Annotated in this window: 12 protein-coding genes; 1 reads left to right on the top strand and 11 read right to left on the bottom strand. The window is 67.0% G+C overall.

What is annotated here, in order from left to right; genetic code table 11:
• Positions 1-10: 10 nt before the first annotated feature.
• From DBZ45_RS06640 to DBZ45_RS06685, 11 genes are all read right to left on the bottom strand, one after another.
• Positions 11-886, bottom strand: coding sequence for an ABC transporter permease (locus DBZ45_RS06640; protein ID WP_223256958.1), 876 nt, complete (start codon positions 884-886; stop codon positions 11-13).
• A gap of 4 nt (positions 887-890) precedes the next feature.
• Positions 891-1,835, bottom strand: coding sequence for an ABC transporter ATP-binding protein (locus tag DBZ45_RS06645; protein ID WP_111903139.1), 945 nt, complete (start codon positions 1,833-1,835; stop codon positions 891-893).
• Positions 1,836-1,979: 144 nt separating this feature from the next.
• Entirely contained in the window at positions 1,980-3,482 is a 1,503-nt protein-coding gene (locus DBZ45_RS06650; protein WP_111903140.1) for a bifunctional phosphatase PAP2/diacylglycerol kinase family protein, read from the bottom strand.
• Positions 3,483-3,548: 66 nt separating this feature from the next.
• Positions 3,549-4,745 carry an MFS transporter gene (locus DBZ45_RS06655; RefSeq protein WP_111903141.1) on the bottom strand — a complete coding sequence of 399 codons (1,197 nt, stop codon included), beginning with the start codon at positions 4,743-4,745 and terminating at the stop codon, positions 3,549-3,551.
• A gap of 119 nt (positions 4,746-4,864) precedes the next feature.
• Positions 4,865-6,547, bottom strand: a complete 1,683-nt coding sequence (locus DBZ45_RS06660) for an ABC-F family ATP-binding cassette domain-containing protein (RefSeq protein WP_111903142.1) — start codon at positions 6,545-6,547, stop codon at positions 4,865-4,867.
• Positions 6,548-6,602: 55 nt separating this feature from the next.
• The gene (locus DBZ45_RS06665; RefSeq protein WP_111903143.1) at positions 6,603-8,588 is read right to left on the bottom strand and encodes a penicillin-binding transpeptidase domain-containing protein; all 1,986 of its coding nucleotides are present in this window, start codon (positions 8,586-8,588) and stop codon (positions 6,603-6,605) included.
• Between the two features lie 80 nt (positions 8,589-8,668).
• Positions 8,669-10,108, bottom strand: coding sequence for a phytoene desaturase family protein (locus DBZ45_RS06670; RefSeq protein ID WP_111903144.1), 1,440 nt, complete (start codon positions 10,106-10,108; stop codon positions 8,669-8,671).
• Positions 10,101-11,570 carry a glycosyltransferase family 87 protein gene (locus DBZ45_RS06675; RefSeq protein ID WP_190243042.1) on the bottom strand — a complete coding sequence of 490 codons (1,470 nt, stop codon included), beginning with the start codon at positions 11,568-11,570 and terminating at the stop codon, positions 10,101-10,103. The genes DBZ45_RS06670 and DBZ45_RS06675 overlap by 8 nt, the downstream gene beginning before the upstream one ends.
• Positions 11,571-11,606: 36 nt before the next feature.
• Positions 11,607-11,780 carry a hypothetical protein gene (locus DBZ45_RS22905; protein WP_190243043.1) on the bottom strand — a complete coding sequence of 58 codons (174 nt, stop codon included), beginning with the start codon at positions 11,778-11,780 and terminating at the stop codon, positions 11,607-11,609.
• A 587-nt stretch (positions 11,781-12,367) separates the two neighbouring features.
• The gene (locus DBZ45_RS06680; protein WP_102972578.1) at positions 12,368-12,949 is read right to left on the bottom strand and encodes a histidine phosphatase family protein; all 582 of its coding nucleotides are present in this window, start codon (positions 12,947-12,949) and stop codon (positions 12,368-12,370) included.
• Complete coding sequence (locus tag DBZ45_RS06685) at positions 12,946-14,466, bottom strand: CCA tRNA nucleotidyltransferase (protein ID WP_111903145.1); 1,521 nt, start codon at positions 14,464-14,466, stop codon at positions 12,946-12,948. Before DBZ45_RS06685 ends, DBZ45_RS06680 begins: the two co-directional genes overlap by 4 nt.
• A gap of 195 nt (positions 14,467-14,661) precedes the next feature.
• Here DBZ45_RS06685 and DBZ45_RS06690 point away from each other — a divergent pair, with 195 nt between their 5' ends.
• The gene (locus DBZ45_RS06690; RefSeq protein ID WP_003800186.1) at positions 14,662-15,162 is read left to right on the top strand and encodes an NUDIX hydrolase; all 501 of its coding nucleotides are present in this window, start codon (positions 14,662-14,664) and stop codon (positions 15,160-15,162) included.
• The last annotated feature ends 48 nt before the right edge of the window (positions 15,163-15,210 follow it).

Consider the following 15,210-nt stretch of genomic DNA (forward strand, 5'->3'; position numbering starts at 1 on the left):
CCTGGTGCGGCTAGACGTCCCGTTTCTTCAGCAGGACCATGGCCAGGGCCACCGGCACCACCACCCAGGCGCCCAGTACGAGGGCCGCCTGCCAGACTTCGAGCGTGTCGGGAACGTGCTCCACTGCGGTCAGCGGGTTGATCGTGTTGCCGGGGAGGTACTTGCGGGCCTCCTCGAAGAAGTCACCCGGAATGAGCTGGAACGCGATCGGTGCCACGAAGAACAGGCCCACGAGGGACATGATGCCGCCGGCTGAATTCCGGAGCAGTGTGCCGAGTGCCATGCCGATTGCGGCCACCGCGGCCACATAGGCGCTGGTGACGAGGAGCAGCTTGACGGACTGCGAGCTGGCAAGGTCCAGCTTGAGGCCGAAGTTGTCCAGGATTGGCACCGACACCAGGCCGGCGATGTAGGTGGACACCGCCGTCAGGACAAAGGCGCTGACAACGACCACCACAAGCTTCGCAACGAACGCGGGGAGCCGCTTGGGCACCGCAGCGAAGGTGGAGCGGGCCATGCCGGTGGTGAACTCGGAGCTCATGAGCAGGACGCCCAGTGAGCCCAGGATCAGCTGCGCAAAGGATACGCCGGAGGTGGGCACCGTGACGGCGAGGTCGCCGCCCTGGGCCGCGATCGCTGCAGCCGCCTCGGGGTCGGAGGCGGCCTGGTCCGCGAACTGGCCGGTTCCCCAGGCGGACAGGGCGCCGAAGCCAACCATGACGACGGCCGTCGAAGCGAGCAGGATCATGGTGGACAGGAGCGTGCGGAACTTGATGAATTCCGAATTCAGGACCCGGAAGAAGCTCGGACCGGGCCCCGGGCTTGCTCCCTTGGGGGTGGCGCGGCCGGGGCCGGCGGCGGGCTGGATGGAAGTCGAGGTGCTCATGGCGTCAGTTGCCTCCGGACTGGGCGGGAACCGGGGCTCCCGTGGTGATCAGCGAGTGGTATTCGACCTCGTCCTTGGTCAGCTCCATGTAGGCCTCTTCGAGGCTTGCCTGGAGCGGGGTGAGTTCGTAGATCAGAACCTGGTTGTCCAGGGCGCTCCGGGCAATCTGGCGCTGGTCCAGGCCCGTGACCTCAAGGAGCTCGTGGTCCTGCAGCTCCACTGAGACCCCGGTTCCGGCGAGGACCTGCATGAGCCTGTCGGGTTGGTCTGAGCGCACCCGCGTCCGGCTGTGGCCCTTGCCGGTGATGATGTCCTTGATGGGGGCGTCGGCGATGATCCTTCCGCGGCCAATCACGATCAGATGGTCGGCGGTCAGGGCCATCTCGCTCATGAGGTGGCTGGACAGAAACACCGTGCGCCCCTCAGAAGCCAGGTACTTCACCAGGTTGCGCACCCAGACCACGCCTTCCGGATCGAGGCCGTTGACGGGTTCGTCCAGGATGATGGTCTGCGGGTCGCCCAGGAGCGCGGCGGCGATGCCCAGCCGCTGGCCCATGCCAAGGGAGAAGCCCTTGACCTTTTTCCGGGCCACGTCCGCGAGGCCGGTCATGTCAATGACCTCGTGCACCCGCTTCCGCGGGATGCTGTGCGTGGCGGCCATGGCCAGCAGGTGGTTGTACGCTGAGCGGCTGGTGTGGACTGCCTTGGCGTCGAGCAGCGCCCCGATTTCCCGCAGCGGTGCCGCATGCCGGGCGAACGGGACGCCGTTGACGGTGACCGTTCCCGCCGTCGGGGTGTCCAGGCCCATGATCATGCGCATGGTGGTTGACTTGCCGGCCCCGTTGGGTCCCAGGAAGCCGGTCACCTGGCCGGCTTGGACGGTGAAACTGACGCCGCCGACGGCGGTTTTGTCGCCGTAGACCTTTGTCAGGCCTTCTGCCTCAATCATGGAAGCTTTCCTTTGCATAGCTGCTGGCGTGCTGTCTGGTGTGCACGTTCCACGCTACCTACGCCGTCTGCCGAATTCGCCGGTCTCAGGGATGATTCAGGGGCCAATCAGGGTGTCCGGGCGTCATCCGGTGGGATGAGGCCCTCAACTGTCTTCCCTCGGTGAGTAGTAGCGCAGGGCGGCCCGCTTCAGGGTGAACTCCGCGGCCCGGACGCCGGGCATGGCTTCGCCGTCCACCGCAAGCACCATGGGGGCGGTGCCGCATTCCACGCGGACCCGGGTGGCCTCGGCGAGGTGGGTGATCCGGGAGGTCGCCACCGTGCCGGTCAGCACGGACCACAGCATGCGCAGCCGGGCGAAGGACTCATCGGCGGTCATCATCCTGACGTCGAGCACGCCGTCGTCCAGCACCGGCCGGACAAGCGGGGCGTGGTCCCTCGGGTAGTAGCGGCCGCGGCCCAGGTACATGATCCAGAGCCTGTGCCGGACGCCATTGACGATCACCGTAATCGGTTTCTCCACCGCGAAGGTCCGGAACATCGCCACGACGCCGGCGAGCGGCTTTCCCAGGGCGGGCTGCAGCTGTTCGCGGCGCCGCACCAGGTTCGGGTACAGCCCGATGCTCGCGGTGTTGAGCATGATGAGCTCCACCTTTTCGGGATCGTCCGCGAGTCCGCGTTCAACTGCGACGGCACCGACGTCGGCCAGTGCCGCTTCGCCGCTTTCCGCTGCGGCTACCGCCTCCACCAGGGAGGGCGTGCCGACGTCCCGGGCGAAGTGGTTAAGGGTTCCGCCCGCCAGCACCAGCAACGGAAGATCATGCTCGACGGCGGCCGCCGCGGCTGTGCCCACAGTTCCGTCCCCGCCCCACACCCCGAGCGCCCGGATGCCCGGAATGGTGGCCGCTTCCGCCATCCGCTGGGCAACATCGTCCTCGGGCGCCATGAGTGTTATATGTGCCAGCGGGAATACTTCCTTCAGTGCCGCTGCAGTTTCCTCGGTGAAGGAGCCGCCCAAAGTGTTCACAGCGATGCTCAGACCCTCCCCGTGAGGCACTTTGGCCGCCTCTACGCGTCTCCTGGAGGTGGCGGGCATGGGTGCCCGCACCGGCCACCATTTCCTCGTCACGAGGGCTGCGCCGGCCCCGATCGCGGAACCGAACAGCACATCCGAAGGCCAGTGGGCGCCTGTATGCACTCTGGAGTACGCAACGCCCGCGGCCACGGGAGCCACGACGGCTCCCAGCACCGGCTGCACCATTCCGGCGCCCAGGGCGAACGCCACCGCCGAGGCCGAGTGCCCGGACGGCATGGACGAACTGGTGGGCTGGGGATGGACGAAGCGGAAGACCGGCAAATGCTCAGGCAGCGGCCTGGCGCGGGGAAGCAGGGTCTTGAAAACGAGGTTCGTCACGGCGGAGGCCACCCCCTGTGCCAGCAGTCCGTGGACCGCCGCGCGCCTGGTGCGTCCCGGAATGGCAGCGGCCACGGCCGCTACACCAAACCAGAGCTTTCCCTTGTTGGCCGAAGCCGAGAGCCGCCGGAAAAATGTGTCATGGTGCCCGCCCGGAAAGCCGGAGACGGCCCGCATCAGCGTGCGGTCGAGGGCGGCGACCCAACCGGGTCCGCGGCGCAGCATTCGTCGCATTTCCCCACCCTACCGCCCGGTACAAGGATGTGATCCCGCTACTGCCGCTTTCTGTCCCGGAGCGGGTCATTCCCTGACGGGAAGCGGTTTGGCGGCGCCGGCGAGCAGCAGGGCGACCAGGATAGGCACGCCGATGGCCAGCAGTGCCAGGTGGATTCCGGTCAGGTCCCCCAGATAGCCCAGCAGCGGGGGCCCGGCCAGGAAGGCGACGTAGCCGATCGTGGAAACCACCGACACCCTGGCCGCCGCGTGCCGCGGATCGTCCGCCGCGGCCGACATGCCCATCGGAAACGCCAAGGCAGCCCCCACTCCCCACAGCGCTGCTCCAACAGCGGCCAGCCAGAGGTTTCCGGCGAATACGAACAGAGCCAGGCCGGCCGCTGCGGCGGCCATGCTTCCCCGGAGCACTGCCACCCGGCCGTATTTGTCGATGACGGTGCCGCCGAAGAAGCGCATGGCGGTCATGGCCAGCACGAAGAGTGCGAAAAGCAGGGCGCCGGTCGACTCGGAGGTTCCCAGGCCGTCCACGGACGCCTTCGCGATCCAGTCGTTGCCCGCCCCCTCGGTCAGGGTGGCACCGAGGACCACCACGCCTATCAGCAGGGTGCGGCCGTCCCGCCATGCCGAGGGTCCGCGGGCCGCCTTGGCTTCGCCGTCGGCGGGCTGTTCAGGGGCGGTGTGGGGGAGGAAGTAGCGGGGGACCACGAACGTCAGCACAGCTACCGAAACGGCGATGACCAGCAGGTGCTGCGGCAGGCCAACCCCCAGCCCCGACAGGCCTGCCCCGACCAGGGCACCCAGGAAGGCTCCGCCACTGAAGGCCGCGTGGAACTTGGGCATGACCGTCTTGCGAAGCCGGTGCTCGACCTCGGCCCCCTCAACGTTTTGGGACACGTCCCACAGCCCGATGCCGATGCCGAAGAAAAAGAGCGCGGCGGCGGTTCCGGGCACCGACTCAGCGAGGAGAGACGCGGCGATTCCCACACCCGCCAGTGCGGCGAGGAAGCCGCTGGCCCGGACAGTGTTGGCGGTGCCGATCCGGTTGATGACGTGCCCAGCGGTGGGAAGCGCGATCAGCGATCCGACGGCGGTGCAAAGCAGCAGGGTCCCCATCTGGCCTGACGAGATGCGCAGGATCTCGGTGACAGCGGGAATGCGGGCTGCCCAGCTCGCAAAGACCAGGCCGTTGGCACCGAAAATAATGAACGTTGCCAGGGCGGCGGCGGAGACCCGCCGGCCGGCGAGCTGCTGGGTTGAGGTCATTCGACAACTCTAACCAACCACCAACGCTCTCTCACTTCCTGCAGCAAATCGATCGACGCTCTCTCATCGGGTGCGAGAGCGTCGCCCCAAACGTGCAGGAAGTGAGAGAGCGTCCGCTCTTAGCGGGCGCGCTCCACCCGCTTCTCGTCCCAGACGGGTTCGGCGGACTCGTACACCTTGCCGTCGGAGCCGAAGACCAGGAAGCGGTCGAAGGTGCGGGCGAACCAGCGGTCGTGGGTGACGGCCAGGACCGTGCCCTCGAAGTGGTCGATGGCCCGCTCCAGCGCCTCGGCCGAGTGCAGGTCGAGGTTGTCGGTGGGCTCGTCCAGCAGGAGCAGGGTGGCACCGGAGAGCTGCAGCAGCAGGATCTGGAACCGCGCCTGCTGGCCGCCGGAGAGCGACTCATACTTCTGTTCCGACTGTCCCGCCAGCCCGTAGCCGTCGAGTGCCCCGGCGGCGGCTTCGCGGCCCAGGCCGGAACGGTGTTCGTCCCCGCGGTGCAGGATTTCGAGAAGAGTGCGGTTCATCAGGTCGGGCCGCACGTGGGTCTGCGCGAAGAACCCCGGCCGGATACGGGCGCCGAGCTTCACGGTGCCCTCGTGGGGCACTTCGGCGATTTCGACGTCGGACACCGGAAGGTGTTCCCGCTCCGGATCCGTGCCGCCGGTGGCGAGCAGCCGCAGGAAGTGCGACTTGCCGGAGCCGTTCGAGCCCAGCACGCCCACCCGGTCCCCGAACCAGATCTCGGTGGAGAAGGCCCTCATGAGGCCGGTCAGCTCCAGCTTTTCGGCCACGATGGCGCGCTTGGCGGTGCGGCCGCCCTTGAGCCTCATCTGGACGTTCTGCTCGATCGGCAGGGCCTCCGGCGGCCCGACCTCAAGGAACTTGGCCAGGCGGGTCTGGGCTGCGTGGTAGCGGTTGGCCATGTCCGAGCGGAAGGCGGCCTTGTTCTTGTACATGTTGACGAGTTCCTTGAGCTTTGCGTGCTCCTCGTCCCAGCGCTTGCGCAGCTCCTCGAAGCGCGCGTTACGGTCCGCCCTTGCCTCGACGTAGGAGCCGAAGCCACCGCCGTGGATCCATGCCCCGGCCCCGTTGATGCCCGGCTCGAGCGTGACGATGCGGCCGGCGGCGTTGTTCAGCAGCTCCCGGTCGTGGCTGATGAAGAAGACTGTCTTCTTCGATTCGTTGAGCTTGTCCTCGAGCCAGCGCTTCCCCGGGACGTCGAGGTAGTTGTCCGGTTCGTCGAGGAGCAGGAGTTCGTCGGGACCGGCGAAGAGCGCCTCCAGCACCAGCCGCTTCTGCTCGCCGCCGGACAGCGTGGACGCGCGGCGGTGCTGGGCGCGGTCAAAGGGCAGGCCCAGGGCGGCCATGCAGACCTCGTCCCAGACGGTCTCGACGTCGTACCCGCCGGCGTCTCCCCAGTCGACGATCGCCTGGGCGTACCGCATTTGGCTGGGCTCGTCGTCGTGCTCCATCATGGCGAGCTCCGCCTCATCCACTGCGCGGGCCGCGTCCGCCAGCGCCGGAGGCGCGGCGGATACGAGGAGGTCGCGGACCGTGGAGTCGTCCCGGACCTGCCCCACGAACTGCCGCATGATGCCCATGTTTCCGGAGCGGCCGATCACGCCTTCATCCGGGGTCAGGTCGCCGGAGATGATGCGGAACAGGGTGGTTTTGCCCGTTCCGTTGGGTCCGATCAGCGCCGTCTTGGTGCCGTCCGGGACCTTGAAGGTCACTCCGTTCAGCAGCTGGGTGCCGTCGGAGAGGAAGTAATCAATGCCGGAAACGTCAATATGGGCCACCGGGCAATTCTCCCACGCCCCGCCCGCCGGAGTTTTTGTCCAGGTATCGTAAGCGTCAGCCGGCGGCGGTCAGGAACTTCTTCAGCAGCGGGCCGGAGGTGGTGGCGCCGAGCCCGCCGTCCTCAACAAACACGGCAACCGCAAGGTCCCCGTGCACGGCAATGATCCAGGCGTGTGTCTTGGGCGGGTTGGCGTTGCCGAACTCAGCGGTTCCCGTTTTGGCACCGACGGGTTCGCCTGGGACCTCGGCCAGGAATCCGGCGTGGCCGGAAGTCACCACCGCCCGCATCATGTCTGCGAGGGCCGCGGCCTCCGCCTTGGTGACGGGCGTCTGGGCGGTCTTGGCCGGGGCTTCCGCTGTGACGGTCGACGACGGGGCGGAACCTTCCGGGGTCGGCGCCGGGCTGGCCGACGACGTTGCCGGAGCGGTCTCCTCTACCAGGACCGGGGACACGGGCGAGCCCTTCGCCACCGAGCCTGCCATCACGGCCGCCGACAGCGGTGACATCAGCACCCGGCCCTGGCCGATCATGGCGGCCGCGTGTTCGGTACCCTCGGCCTCGCCAGGAACGGAGCCAAGGAACGCCTCGGCGCCCAGCTTCGGTGCCTCCACGGCCACCCCCAGTGAGGTGGCGGCGGACTCCAGCTGGGCCTGGGTGACCTTGTCCCGGGCGGCAATGAAGGCGGTGTTGCAGGAGTGGGCGAAGGCGTCACGCAGGGTCACGGATCCGAGGGAGTCCTTGGGATAGCCCTCGGCGTTCTTGAATTTCCTGCCGTCGACGGTGAGCGTGGGCGTGCATTCAACGGTGGAATCAGGGGTGAATCCGTTGCGCATCATGGCGAGGGAGTCCACCACCTTGAAGGTGGATCCCGGCGCGTACTGGCCGAGCATGGCGGTGTTGTAGCCGTTGCTTCCGGGTCCGGATGCGGCGGCCAGCACCGCTCCCGTCGACGGCCGGATCGCCACGATGGCGGACGCGGGCTTGACGTCGGCCAGGGTGTCCTCGGCGAGCTGCTGCAGCTTCGTGTCGAGGGTGGTCTGCAATGGCGTGCCGGCAACGCCCTGCACCTCAAAGACGGTGCGCCGTGGGTCCGTGGGTGCGGCCTGGATCTCTTCCCTGGTCAGATCGGCCCGCTGCACCCGGACGACGGTGCCGTCCGTGCCGCGGAGCTGGGCGTCGTACTGCTGCTGGAGTCCTCCGGTGCCGATCACGTCACCGGCGGTCAGGGTCCCGTTGGACTTTTCAATCTGCTCGGCGCTGGCTTCGCCTACCGTGCCGAGGACAGCCCGGGCGAAGTTCCGTGTGGGTGCCAGCGGCAGTTCGTCCGGGATTGCCCTGCCCCCCGGAATCGCCTCGATCTCGGCATCGGTCACGGCGCGGTCGCTGGTGTTGCGCAGGGTGATGGCCGGAACGAACGCTTCCGCGCCGGACGCCGCCACCTGCTGCACGTAGGCCGCGGGATCCACGCCCACCAGCTTGGCGAGCTTGGTGGCGGAATCCGCGGCATCGGCGCCGGCCAGCTGGGGCTTGTCGATGCCAACTTTGACCACCGGGCGCAAAGTCACGAGCTTCTGGTTGCCGGCACCGAGAATGTCGGCGCGCGGGGACGACTGGGTGGCCTTGCTGAGAATCTCCCCTTCGGCGAGGTTGGGGACGAGCAGCCCGGGGGACCAGACGGTAAGCCACTTGTCCCCGGACTTCCGGAGGTCGGCTGAGACGGTGTACTTCCACTCGCCGGTGGAAATCTTCCAGCTGTAGTTCAGCGGGATGCGGGCGGTGTCCCCGTCGAGCGTCAGCTCGCCCGCTTCGACGGAGGGCTTGGCCGGCGCCAGCGCCCTGAAGACCTGGTTGAGCTGGTCGTTGGCCACTGCCGAGTCGCGGCCGTCGAAGGCCACCGGGCGGAGGTCCAGGCCAGCGACGGCGGAGGCCAGCTGCTTCGCCGCTGCTTCCGCGCCGCCGCGGCCATCGTCGCAGGCCGCCAGTGAGCCGCTCAGTAGGAGACCGGCAAGGACAAGTGAAAGTTTTTTAGTGTTCCCCACCGCGTTATTATCCCCCGGCGGCCAGCCGGCGCCAGCCACGCCACAGCGACACCTGTTCGGGCTTGTGGGAGAAGCGCCGGCTAAAGGCCAAGGGCAGGGACGTCCAACCCAAATATGTCCATGAGCGCGTGTTTCGCCGCGTGGAACCCGGGCATGCCGGTGACGCCCGGTCCCGGCGGCGTCGAGGAGGAGCAGAGATATACGCCGCGAGCGGGAGTGCGCCATGGAACGGGCGAGACGACCGGACGCTGGATCAGGCCCCGGGGATCCAGGAGGCCGGCGCTGAAGTCGCCGCCGACGTAGTTCTCGTTGTAGGCGGCCAGTTCCGCCGCCGTCGTGACCTTGTGCCGCACTACCAGGTCACGGAACCCGGGCGCGAAGCGTTCGAGCTGGTCCATGACGGCCTGGCCCATGTCCACCGCGGACCCCGCAGGGACATGGCAGTAGGTCCAGAGGATGTGCCTGCCCTCCGGCGCGCGGCCGGCGTCAACGACGGATGGCTGCGAAACCAGGACGTAGGGACGCTTCGGGTGCCGGCCCTGGGACACGGCGTTCTCCGCCTCGGCCATCTCCGCCCGTGTGCCTCCCACATGCACCGTCCCGGCCCCTGCCAGTTCCGCAGCGGTCCACGGAACGGGCCCGGACAGGATGAAGTCCACCTTGCACGCACCGTTGCCGAACCGGAAGGACTCCAGCGCGCGGCGGTAGGAGGCGGGCAGGCGGCTGCCGGCGATGCGTGAGAGGGCGGGAGGCGCAACGTCCAGCAGCACCGCCTTCGCCGGCTCGAGCTCCGCCAGCGACGTGACGCGGAATCCCTTCTGCAGCACGCCGCCGTGGGCTTCGATGTCTGTGGCCATCGCTTCGGCGATCGCGGACGACCCGCCCACCGGAATGGGCCAGCCCCCGCTGTGCGCCAAAGCGTTGAGTAACAGGCCGGCCCCCGCCCCGGACAGTGAGGGCAGGCGCCCCACGACGTGGGCTGCCACACCGCTGACAAGGGCCGGCGCCCGGTCCTCCCGGAACCGTAAATTCCACGTCAGGGATCCCTGCTCGAGGGTCCGCAGACCCAGAATGGCGGCGGCCAGCGGGTGGCCGGGAACCCTCAGCAACTGGTCGGACGTCGTCTGCACAATCCCGTCAATATGCCGCACCAGCGGAGCGACGAGCCTGCGGTAGGCGCGGCCATCCCGGCCCAGTTCGTCGGCGGTCCGGTCAAGCGACCGGTATGCCAGGGCGGAGCGGCCACCATCCAACGGGGAGCCGAACTGCACCGGCGGAAGCTGCAGGTCCACCCGCCGTGCCAGTTCGAAGGCCCGGAAAAAGGGTGAGGCCAGTGCCATCGGGTGAACGGCCGAGCAGACGTCGTGCCAGTGCCCTTCCGCTATGACTTGGGACGTCCGGGATCCCCCGCCGAGCTGGTCCGCGGCCTCATAAACGTGCACCTTCAGTCCTGCCCGCGCCATGACGACGGCGGCGGCTAGTCCGTTAGGTCCGGAACCAACGACGGCGACGTCAGGCATCGCGGACCACCGTCCGCCACGGAACCAGGGACGCAGAGGGACGGAGCAGATCGATCCGCAGCCTGTCCGGGGCGTTATCGAAGGGACCGCCGTGAGGGTCGTCCATGGCGTGCCGCCGGATCGGATCGTAGCGGGGGTCCCAGATGTCCCAGGCGACCCGCAGCATGAGATATGCGGTTGCCAGCATATGGGCGGCCACGGCCAGGACGTAGTAGGGCATGTCGATGTTGTGCTGTGATACGCCGCCGCTGGTCACTTGGCCAAGATACATCCAGATGGCGGCCCAATGCAGCCCCTCGATGCCCTGCCAGACCAGGAAGTCACGCCACTTCGGCCGGGCGAGGGCAAGCAGCGGCACCAGCCACAGGACAAACTGGGGCGAGTAGACCTTATTGGTGAGGATGAAGGCCGCCACGATCAGGAAGGTCAGCTGCGCAATCCGCGGCCGTCGCGGGGCGGTCAGGGCCAGGACTGCAATGAGGACGCATGCAAGCAGGAACACATTCAGGGCCAGCGTGTTGATGGCCTCCGGAGTAAGGAGCGTCCAGCGCACCCGACCGGCCACCAGGTTGTACGCGAACCAGGGCGAGCTGTAGCCGGCGGGACGGTCCTGCGTGAACTCGAAAAAGTACTTCCAGCCGGCCGGGTCCCGCGCCGCAATGGGCAGGTTGACGGCGAGCCACGCTAGGGCGGCGGAGGCTGCCGGGACGAGGAAGGCACGGATCTTCCCTGTGCGCAGGGCCAGCAGGAAGATGGCGCCGAAAACAAGGACGGGATAGAGCTTGGTGGCAGTCCCCAGGCCGATCAGGACGCCGGCCAGGACCAGCCGATCCCGGGAGAGGAAGTACATGCCGAGGGCCAGCATTGCCACAGCCCACATGTCCCAGTTGATCACTCCGGCGAGGACGATGCCCGGCGCCAGGGCCACCATGGCTGCATCCCAGGGCCGCCGGCGGGCCATGCGCGCCGTGGCCAGCACGGTGACAATCCAGACTGCGGCAATCAGGGTGGCGTTGACATCGAAGTAGCCGAGGATGCGGGCGTCGGTGACTCCCTCGCCGGGCACCAGGCGGGCCGTGATGCCGGCAATCAGGCCCATCAGGACCGGATACTCGAAAAAGGCATCCGGTGTGAAAAACGGAAAGGCCCCGTCGCCCAGGCCCCGGTTGCGGAACAGCTCCGGGAAGTCCGAATAGCAGGTCGCGTAAAACTGCGACGGCGTCTCCCAGCCGTTCACCCGGCAGTAATCCTTGACGGCGATGGCAGCGAGGGCGGCGAGCACGGTCAGGATGATCAGCACGCGTTCCACTGTGAAGAAGCCGGGCGCAACCACCCCCGGGGCAGACCGCCGGCCCAGGGGGCCGCCGATGAGCTCGGTGAAGTTGCGCAGGAGCCGGTCGCTGCGGGTCGGCACCACCAGGCGCGCGAGCTTTCGATCGGGCGGCGGCTGTGTCTCCTGCATGGTCTCGAGCTTACCGGTGGGTCCCTGGCCCTCAGTTCAGCGCATACCGCTCATCTGCTGATGCATGAGCACGTAGACGTCCTCCCGTTTCTGGTCCAGCAGCTGGCCGTCGAACTGTGGTTGCTGGACCGTTACGGACTCGGAGCCGGAAAGGCCGGCATCACCGCTGGAACCGCGGTCGGAGAAAACCTCCTGAAGTTTGCGGAGCATAGTTTTTTCACCTCCCTTCAGAAAGTGATGAAAAGAATCGGGCGCGGCAATTAGAGCCATTCGGGAACGCAAATAAATGGCCGTCAAAAAGGCAAAGAAATGCCCGGTAGGGAAATGGAATCCGAAAAGCGGTATTGGCCCGCGAAACGGCAGCGCGGCAAACCCAACAGGAAGCAGGGTTCCGAACTATGGGGGAGCTGCGCGACCGCGTGGTTCCGCTACGGCAGACCGCCTGCGTCAGAGGTTCTGAGAAAGCGGCAGAATGGTTTGCCGCTGGCCCGCATGCTCTCCCATTACATGGGGGAGACCGGCAGGGCCGTCAGGATTAGGCTCGGGCGAGTCCGTGAAGAGGGCGCGGGTCAGCAACGAGGGTCGGGAACGCGGTGATAGTCATCTTCCATCCGCTAGTCAAAGTAATCATTTTCCCAACCTCCTTTTCTGCTCTGCCGGTGCCGGCTGACTGGCCGGACAACGTGCGCCATGACCCTGGCAGATCGCTCTGGGGTCAGGAATAAAAGTACACCAGGAATGATCTGGTTGACTACTTATTTTCCGAGAAATCCGAAAAACAAATGCAAAGGTACGTTTTACAGGCCCCACCGGACAATGGCAGGTGTTCTTTTGTCCCAGCCCAGGGTGCAGACTTTTGCTGTTCCCAGAATGAAGTGCCGGCCTTCTTCAGGTTCGAGTTCGAGCCAGCGGGCGGTGAGGATGCGGGAAAAGTGGCCGTGGGCCACAATCAGCACGTTGTCCAGCCCTGACTCCAGGACCCGGGCCACGATCTTGTCTGCCCGGGCAGCCACATCATGCAGCTTTTCGCCGTTGGGAACCCCGTGCGTCCAGATCAGGTAGTCGGGGTTGTCCTTGCGGATCAGGTCCGAGCTGATGCCCTCATAGTCGCCGTAGTCCCATTCCACGGCCAGCGGTTCGTGGACGGCATCCGGAAAACCGGCGAGTTCCGCGGTGCGCCGGGCGCGGCGCAGCGGCGAGGTCAGGACCAGATCGAAATCAACGCTGTCGAGGATCCTGCGCGCCTCGACCGCCTGCTGCTCACCCTCCACCGTCAGGGGCAGGTCCGTCAGCCCGGTGTACTGGCCGCTCTTGGACCATTCGGTTTCACCGTGCCGCAGGATCCAGAGCTGGGGTCGGGCGATGTTGGCGGCGTTCACTTGGACTCCTCGGTTAGGGAAGATTCGACGTCGGCGGGAGAGCCGGAAGACTCGGGAGACTCAGATGTAGCAAGGGCAACGGCTTCGGGCTGCTCGGCCCACCAGGCCCGGAGCCTGGACTCGGCGTCGGCCGGGTCGAGCGGGCCGTTTTCCATCCGTTCCTCCAGCAGGAACTTGTACGCCCTGCCCACGACGGGCCCGGGCTTGAGGTCCAGCAGGGCCATGATCTCGGCGCCGTTCAGGTCCGGACGGACCGCCTCCAGGGATTCCTGCTCGCGGAGGGCCGCAATCCGGGATTCGAGGTCATCGTAGGCAAAGGACAGGCGATCAGCTTTGCGCTGGTTGCGCGTGGTGACGTCGGAGCGGGTGAGGCGGTGAAGGCGCTCCAGCAGGGGCCCGGCGTCGGTCACGTAGCGGCGCACGGCCGAGTCGGTCCAGCCCGCGTCGCCGTAACCGTAGAAGCGCATGTGCAGTTCCACGAGGCGGGCCACTGCCTTGATGGTGTCGTTGTCGAAGCGCAGGTTCTTCATCCGCTTCGTCGTCAGTTTGGACCCCACCATGTCGTGGTGGCGGAAGCTGACCGCGCCGCCCGGTTCAAACCGGCGCGTAGCCGGCTTCCCGACGTCGTGCATCAGTGCCGCAAACCGCAGGACAAAGTCGGGGCCGGGGACGGCGCCGTCGGAATCAGTCTCCAGGGCGGCCGCCTGCTCCAGGACCTGGAGGGAGTGCTGGTAGACGTCCTTGTGGCGGTGGTGTTCGTCTGCTTCGAGCCGGAGCGCGGACACCTCGGGCAGCACGAACTCGGCGAGGCCTGTGTCCACGAGCAGGTCGATGCCCACGCGGGGATGCTGCCCGCACACGAGTTTGACCAGCTCATCGCGGACACGCTCCGCTGAGATGATGCTGATGCGCTCGGCCATCCGGGTCAGGGCGACGCGGACGTCGTCCCGCACGGACACCCCCAGCTGGGACGCAAACCGCGCCGCCCGCATCATCCGCAGGGGATCGTCCGAGAAGGATGCCTCGGGAGCGCCCGGGGTGGCCAGCACGGAGGCGTGCAGGTCGCGGACTCCGCCGAACGGGTCCACCAGTTCCAGCGAAGGCAGCCGCAGGGCCATGGCGTTGATGGTGAAGTCGCGGCGCAGCAGGTCGTCCGTGAGGGAGGAACCAAAGGCCACCACGGGCTTCCGGGACTCGGGGTCGTAGGCTTCCGCACGGTAGGTGGTGATTTCGATCTGGAAGCCGGCCTTGCGCATGCCGATGGTTCCAAAGGCGCGGCCGATCTCCCAGAAGTTGTCCGCCCACTTCTTGATCAGCGCCACGGTCTGGTCCGGCGTCGCATCCGTCGTGAAATCGAGGTCGGGGGATGTGCGGCCCAGGAAGAGGTCCCGGACCGGGCCGCCGACGAGGGACAGCTCATGACCGGCGTCCACAAACCGCTGCCCGAGCTCCAGCACCACCGGGTCCACCTGGAAGTCAACGGTGTGAAGATCAGTCTTTTGATGTGCGTGCGCCATAGTTACTTAAGCTTGTCAGAAAACCAACCCCCACCGCACCAAATCCCGTCATTGTGCGACGGCGCCGGCAAAGCGCGTCACATGCAGTCCACCCGGAAGCCATGTCCCGGTCATCACGGCGGGGCAAGAGTCGTTAGAGTGGACTGCATGGCCCATCCAGTACCGAGCGCTCCCGGCAGGAGGACGAACCCACCGTTGCCGTCGGCAATCGGTGCCCACGTCGCGCCTGCACCGCACTCGGCCCCGGCCTCGCTCCCCACCGTCGAGGAGGTCTCCGCCGGCGGCGTCGTGGTGGACACGTCCGACGACGAACTGAGGGTAGCGATTATTGCCCGCCTTAACAGGGGCGGACGGCTGGAGTGGTGCCTGCCCAAGGGCCACCCCGAGGGCCGGGAGAACAACGAGGAAGCCGCGGTCCGTGAGATTGCCGAGGAAACCGGCATCGACGGTGACATTCTGGCCCCGCTGGGCAGTATCGATTACTGGTTTACCGTCAGCGGGCACCGCGTGCACAAGACGGTGCACCACTACCTGCTGCGCGCCACCGGCGGTGAACTCACCATCGAAAACGATCCTGACAAGGAAGCGGTTGATGTTGCCTGGGTTCCCATCCACGAGCTTGCCCGCAAGCTTTCGTTCCCCAATGAACGCCGCATCGCCGACCTGGCACGCGAAGTCCTTCCCGAGCACCTCTGACCGTCCGGCAATGCCTGCCGGGTACCCCCTTGCGTGCCGCAATATCAG

This window comes from Arthrobacter globiformis, from assembly GCF_003261175.1.
Lineage (GTDB): Bacteria > Actinomycetota > Actinomycetes > Actinomycetales > Micrococcaceae > Arthrobacter > Arthrobacter globiformis_A.

Excerpts from the sequence above, each read along its gene's own strand:
- DBZ45_RS06650 (WP_111903140.1), bottom strand. The coding sequence starts at position 3,482 with ATGCGACGAATGCTGCGCCGCGGACCCGGTTGGGTCGCCGCCCTCGAC.
- DBZ45_RS06675 (WP_190243042.1), bottom strand. The coding sequence starts at position 11,570 with ATGCAGGAGACACAGCCGCCGCCCGATCGAAAGCTCGCGCGCCTGGTG.
- DBZ45_RS06655 (WP_111903141.1), bottom strand. The coding sequence starts at position 4,745 with ATGACCTCAACCCAGCAGCTCGCCGGCCGGCGGGTCTCCGCCGCCGCC.
- DBZ45_RS06685 (WP_111903145.1), bottom strand. The coding sequence starts at position 14,466 with ATGGCGCACGCACATCAAAAGACTGATCTTCACACCGTTGACTTCCAG.
- DBZ45_RS06670 (WP_111903144.1), bottom strand. The coding sequence starts at position 10,108 with ATGCCTGACGTCGCCGTCGTTGGTTCCGGACCTAACGGACTAGCCGCC.
- DBZ45_RS06645 (WP_111903139.1), bottom strand. The coding sequence starts at position 1,835 with ATGATTGAGGCAGAAGGCCTGACAAAGGTCTACGGCGACAAAACCGCC.
- DBZ45_RS22905 (WP_190243043.1), bottom strand. The coding sequence starts at position 11,780 with ATGCTCCGCAAACTTCAGGAGGTTTTCTCCGACCGCGGTTCCAGCGGT.
- DBZ45_RS06640 (WP_223256958.1), bottom strand. The coding sequence starts at position 886 with ATGAGCACCTCGACTTCCATCCAGCCCGCCGCCGGCCCCGGCCGCGCC.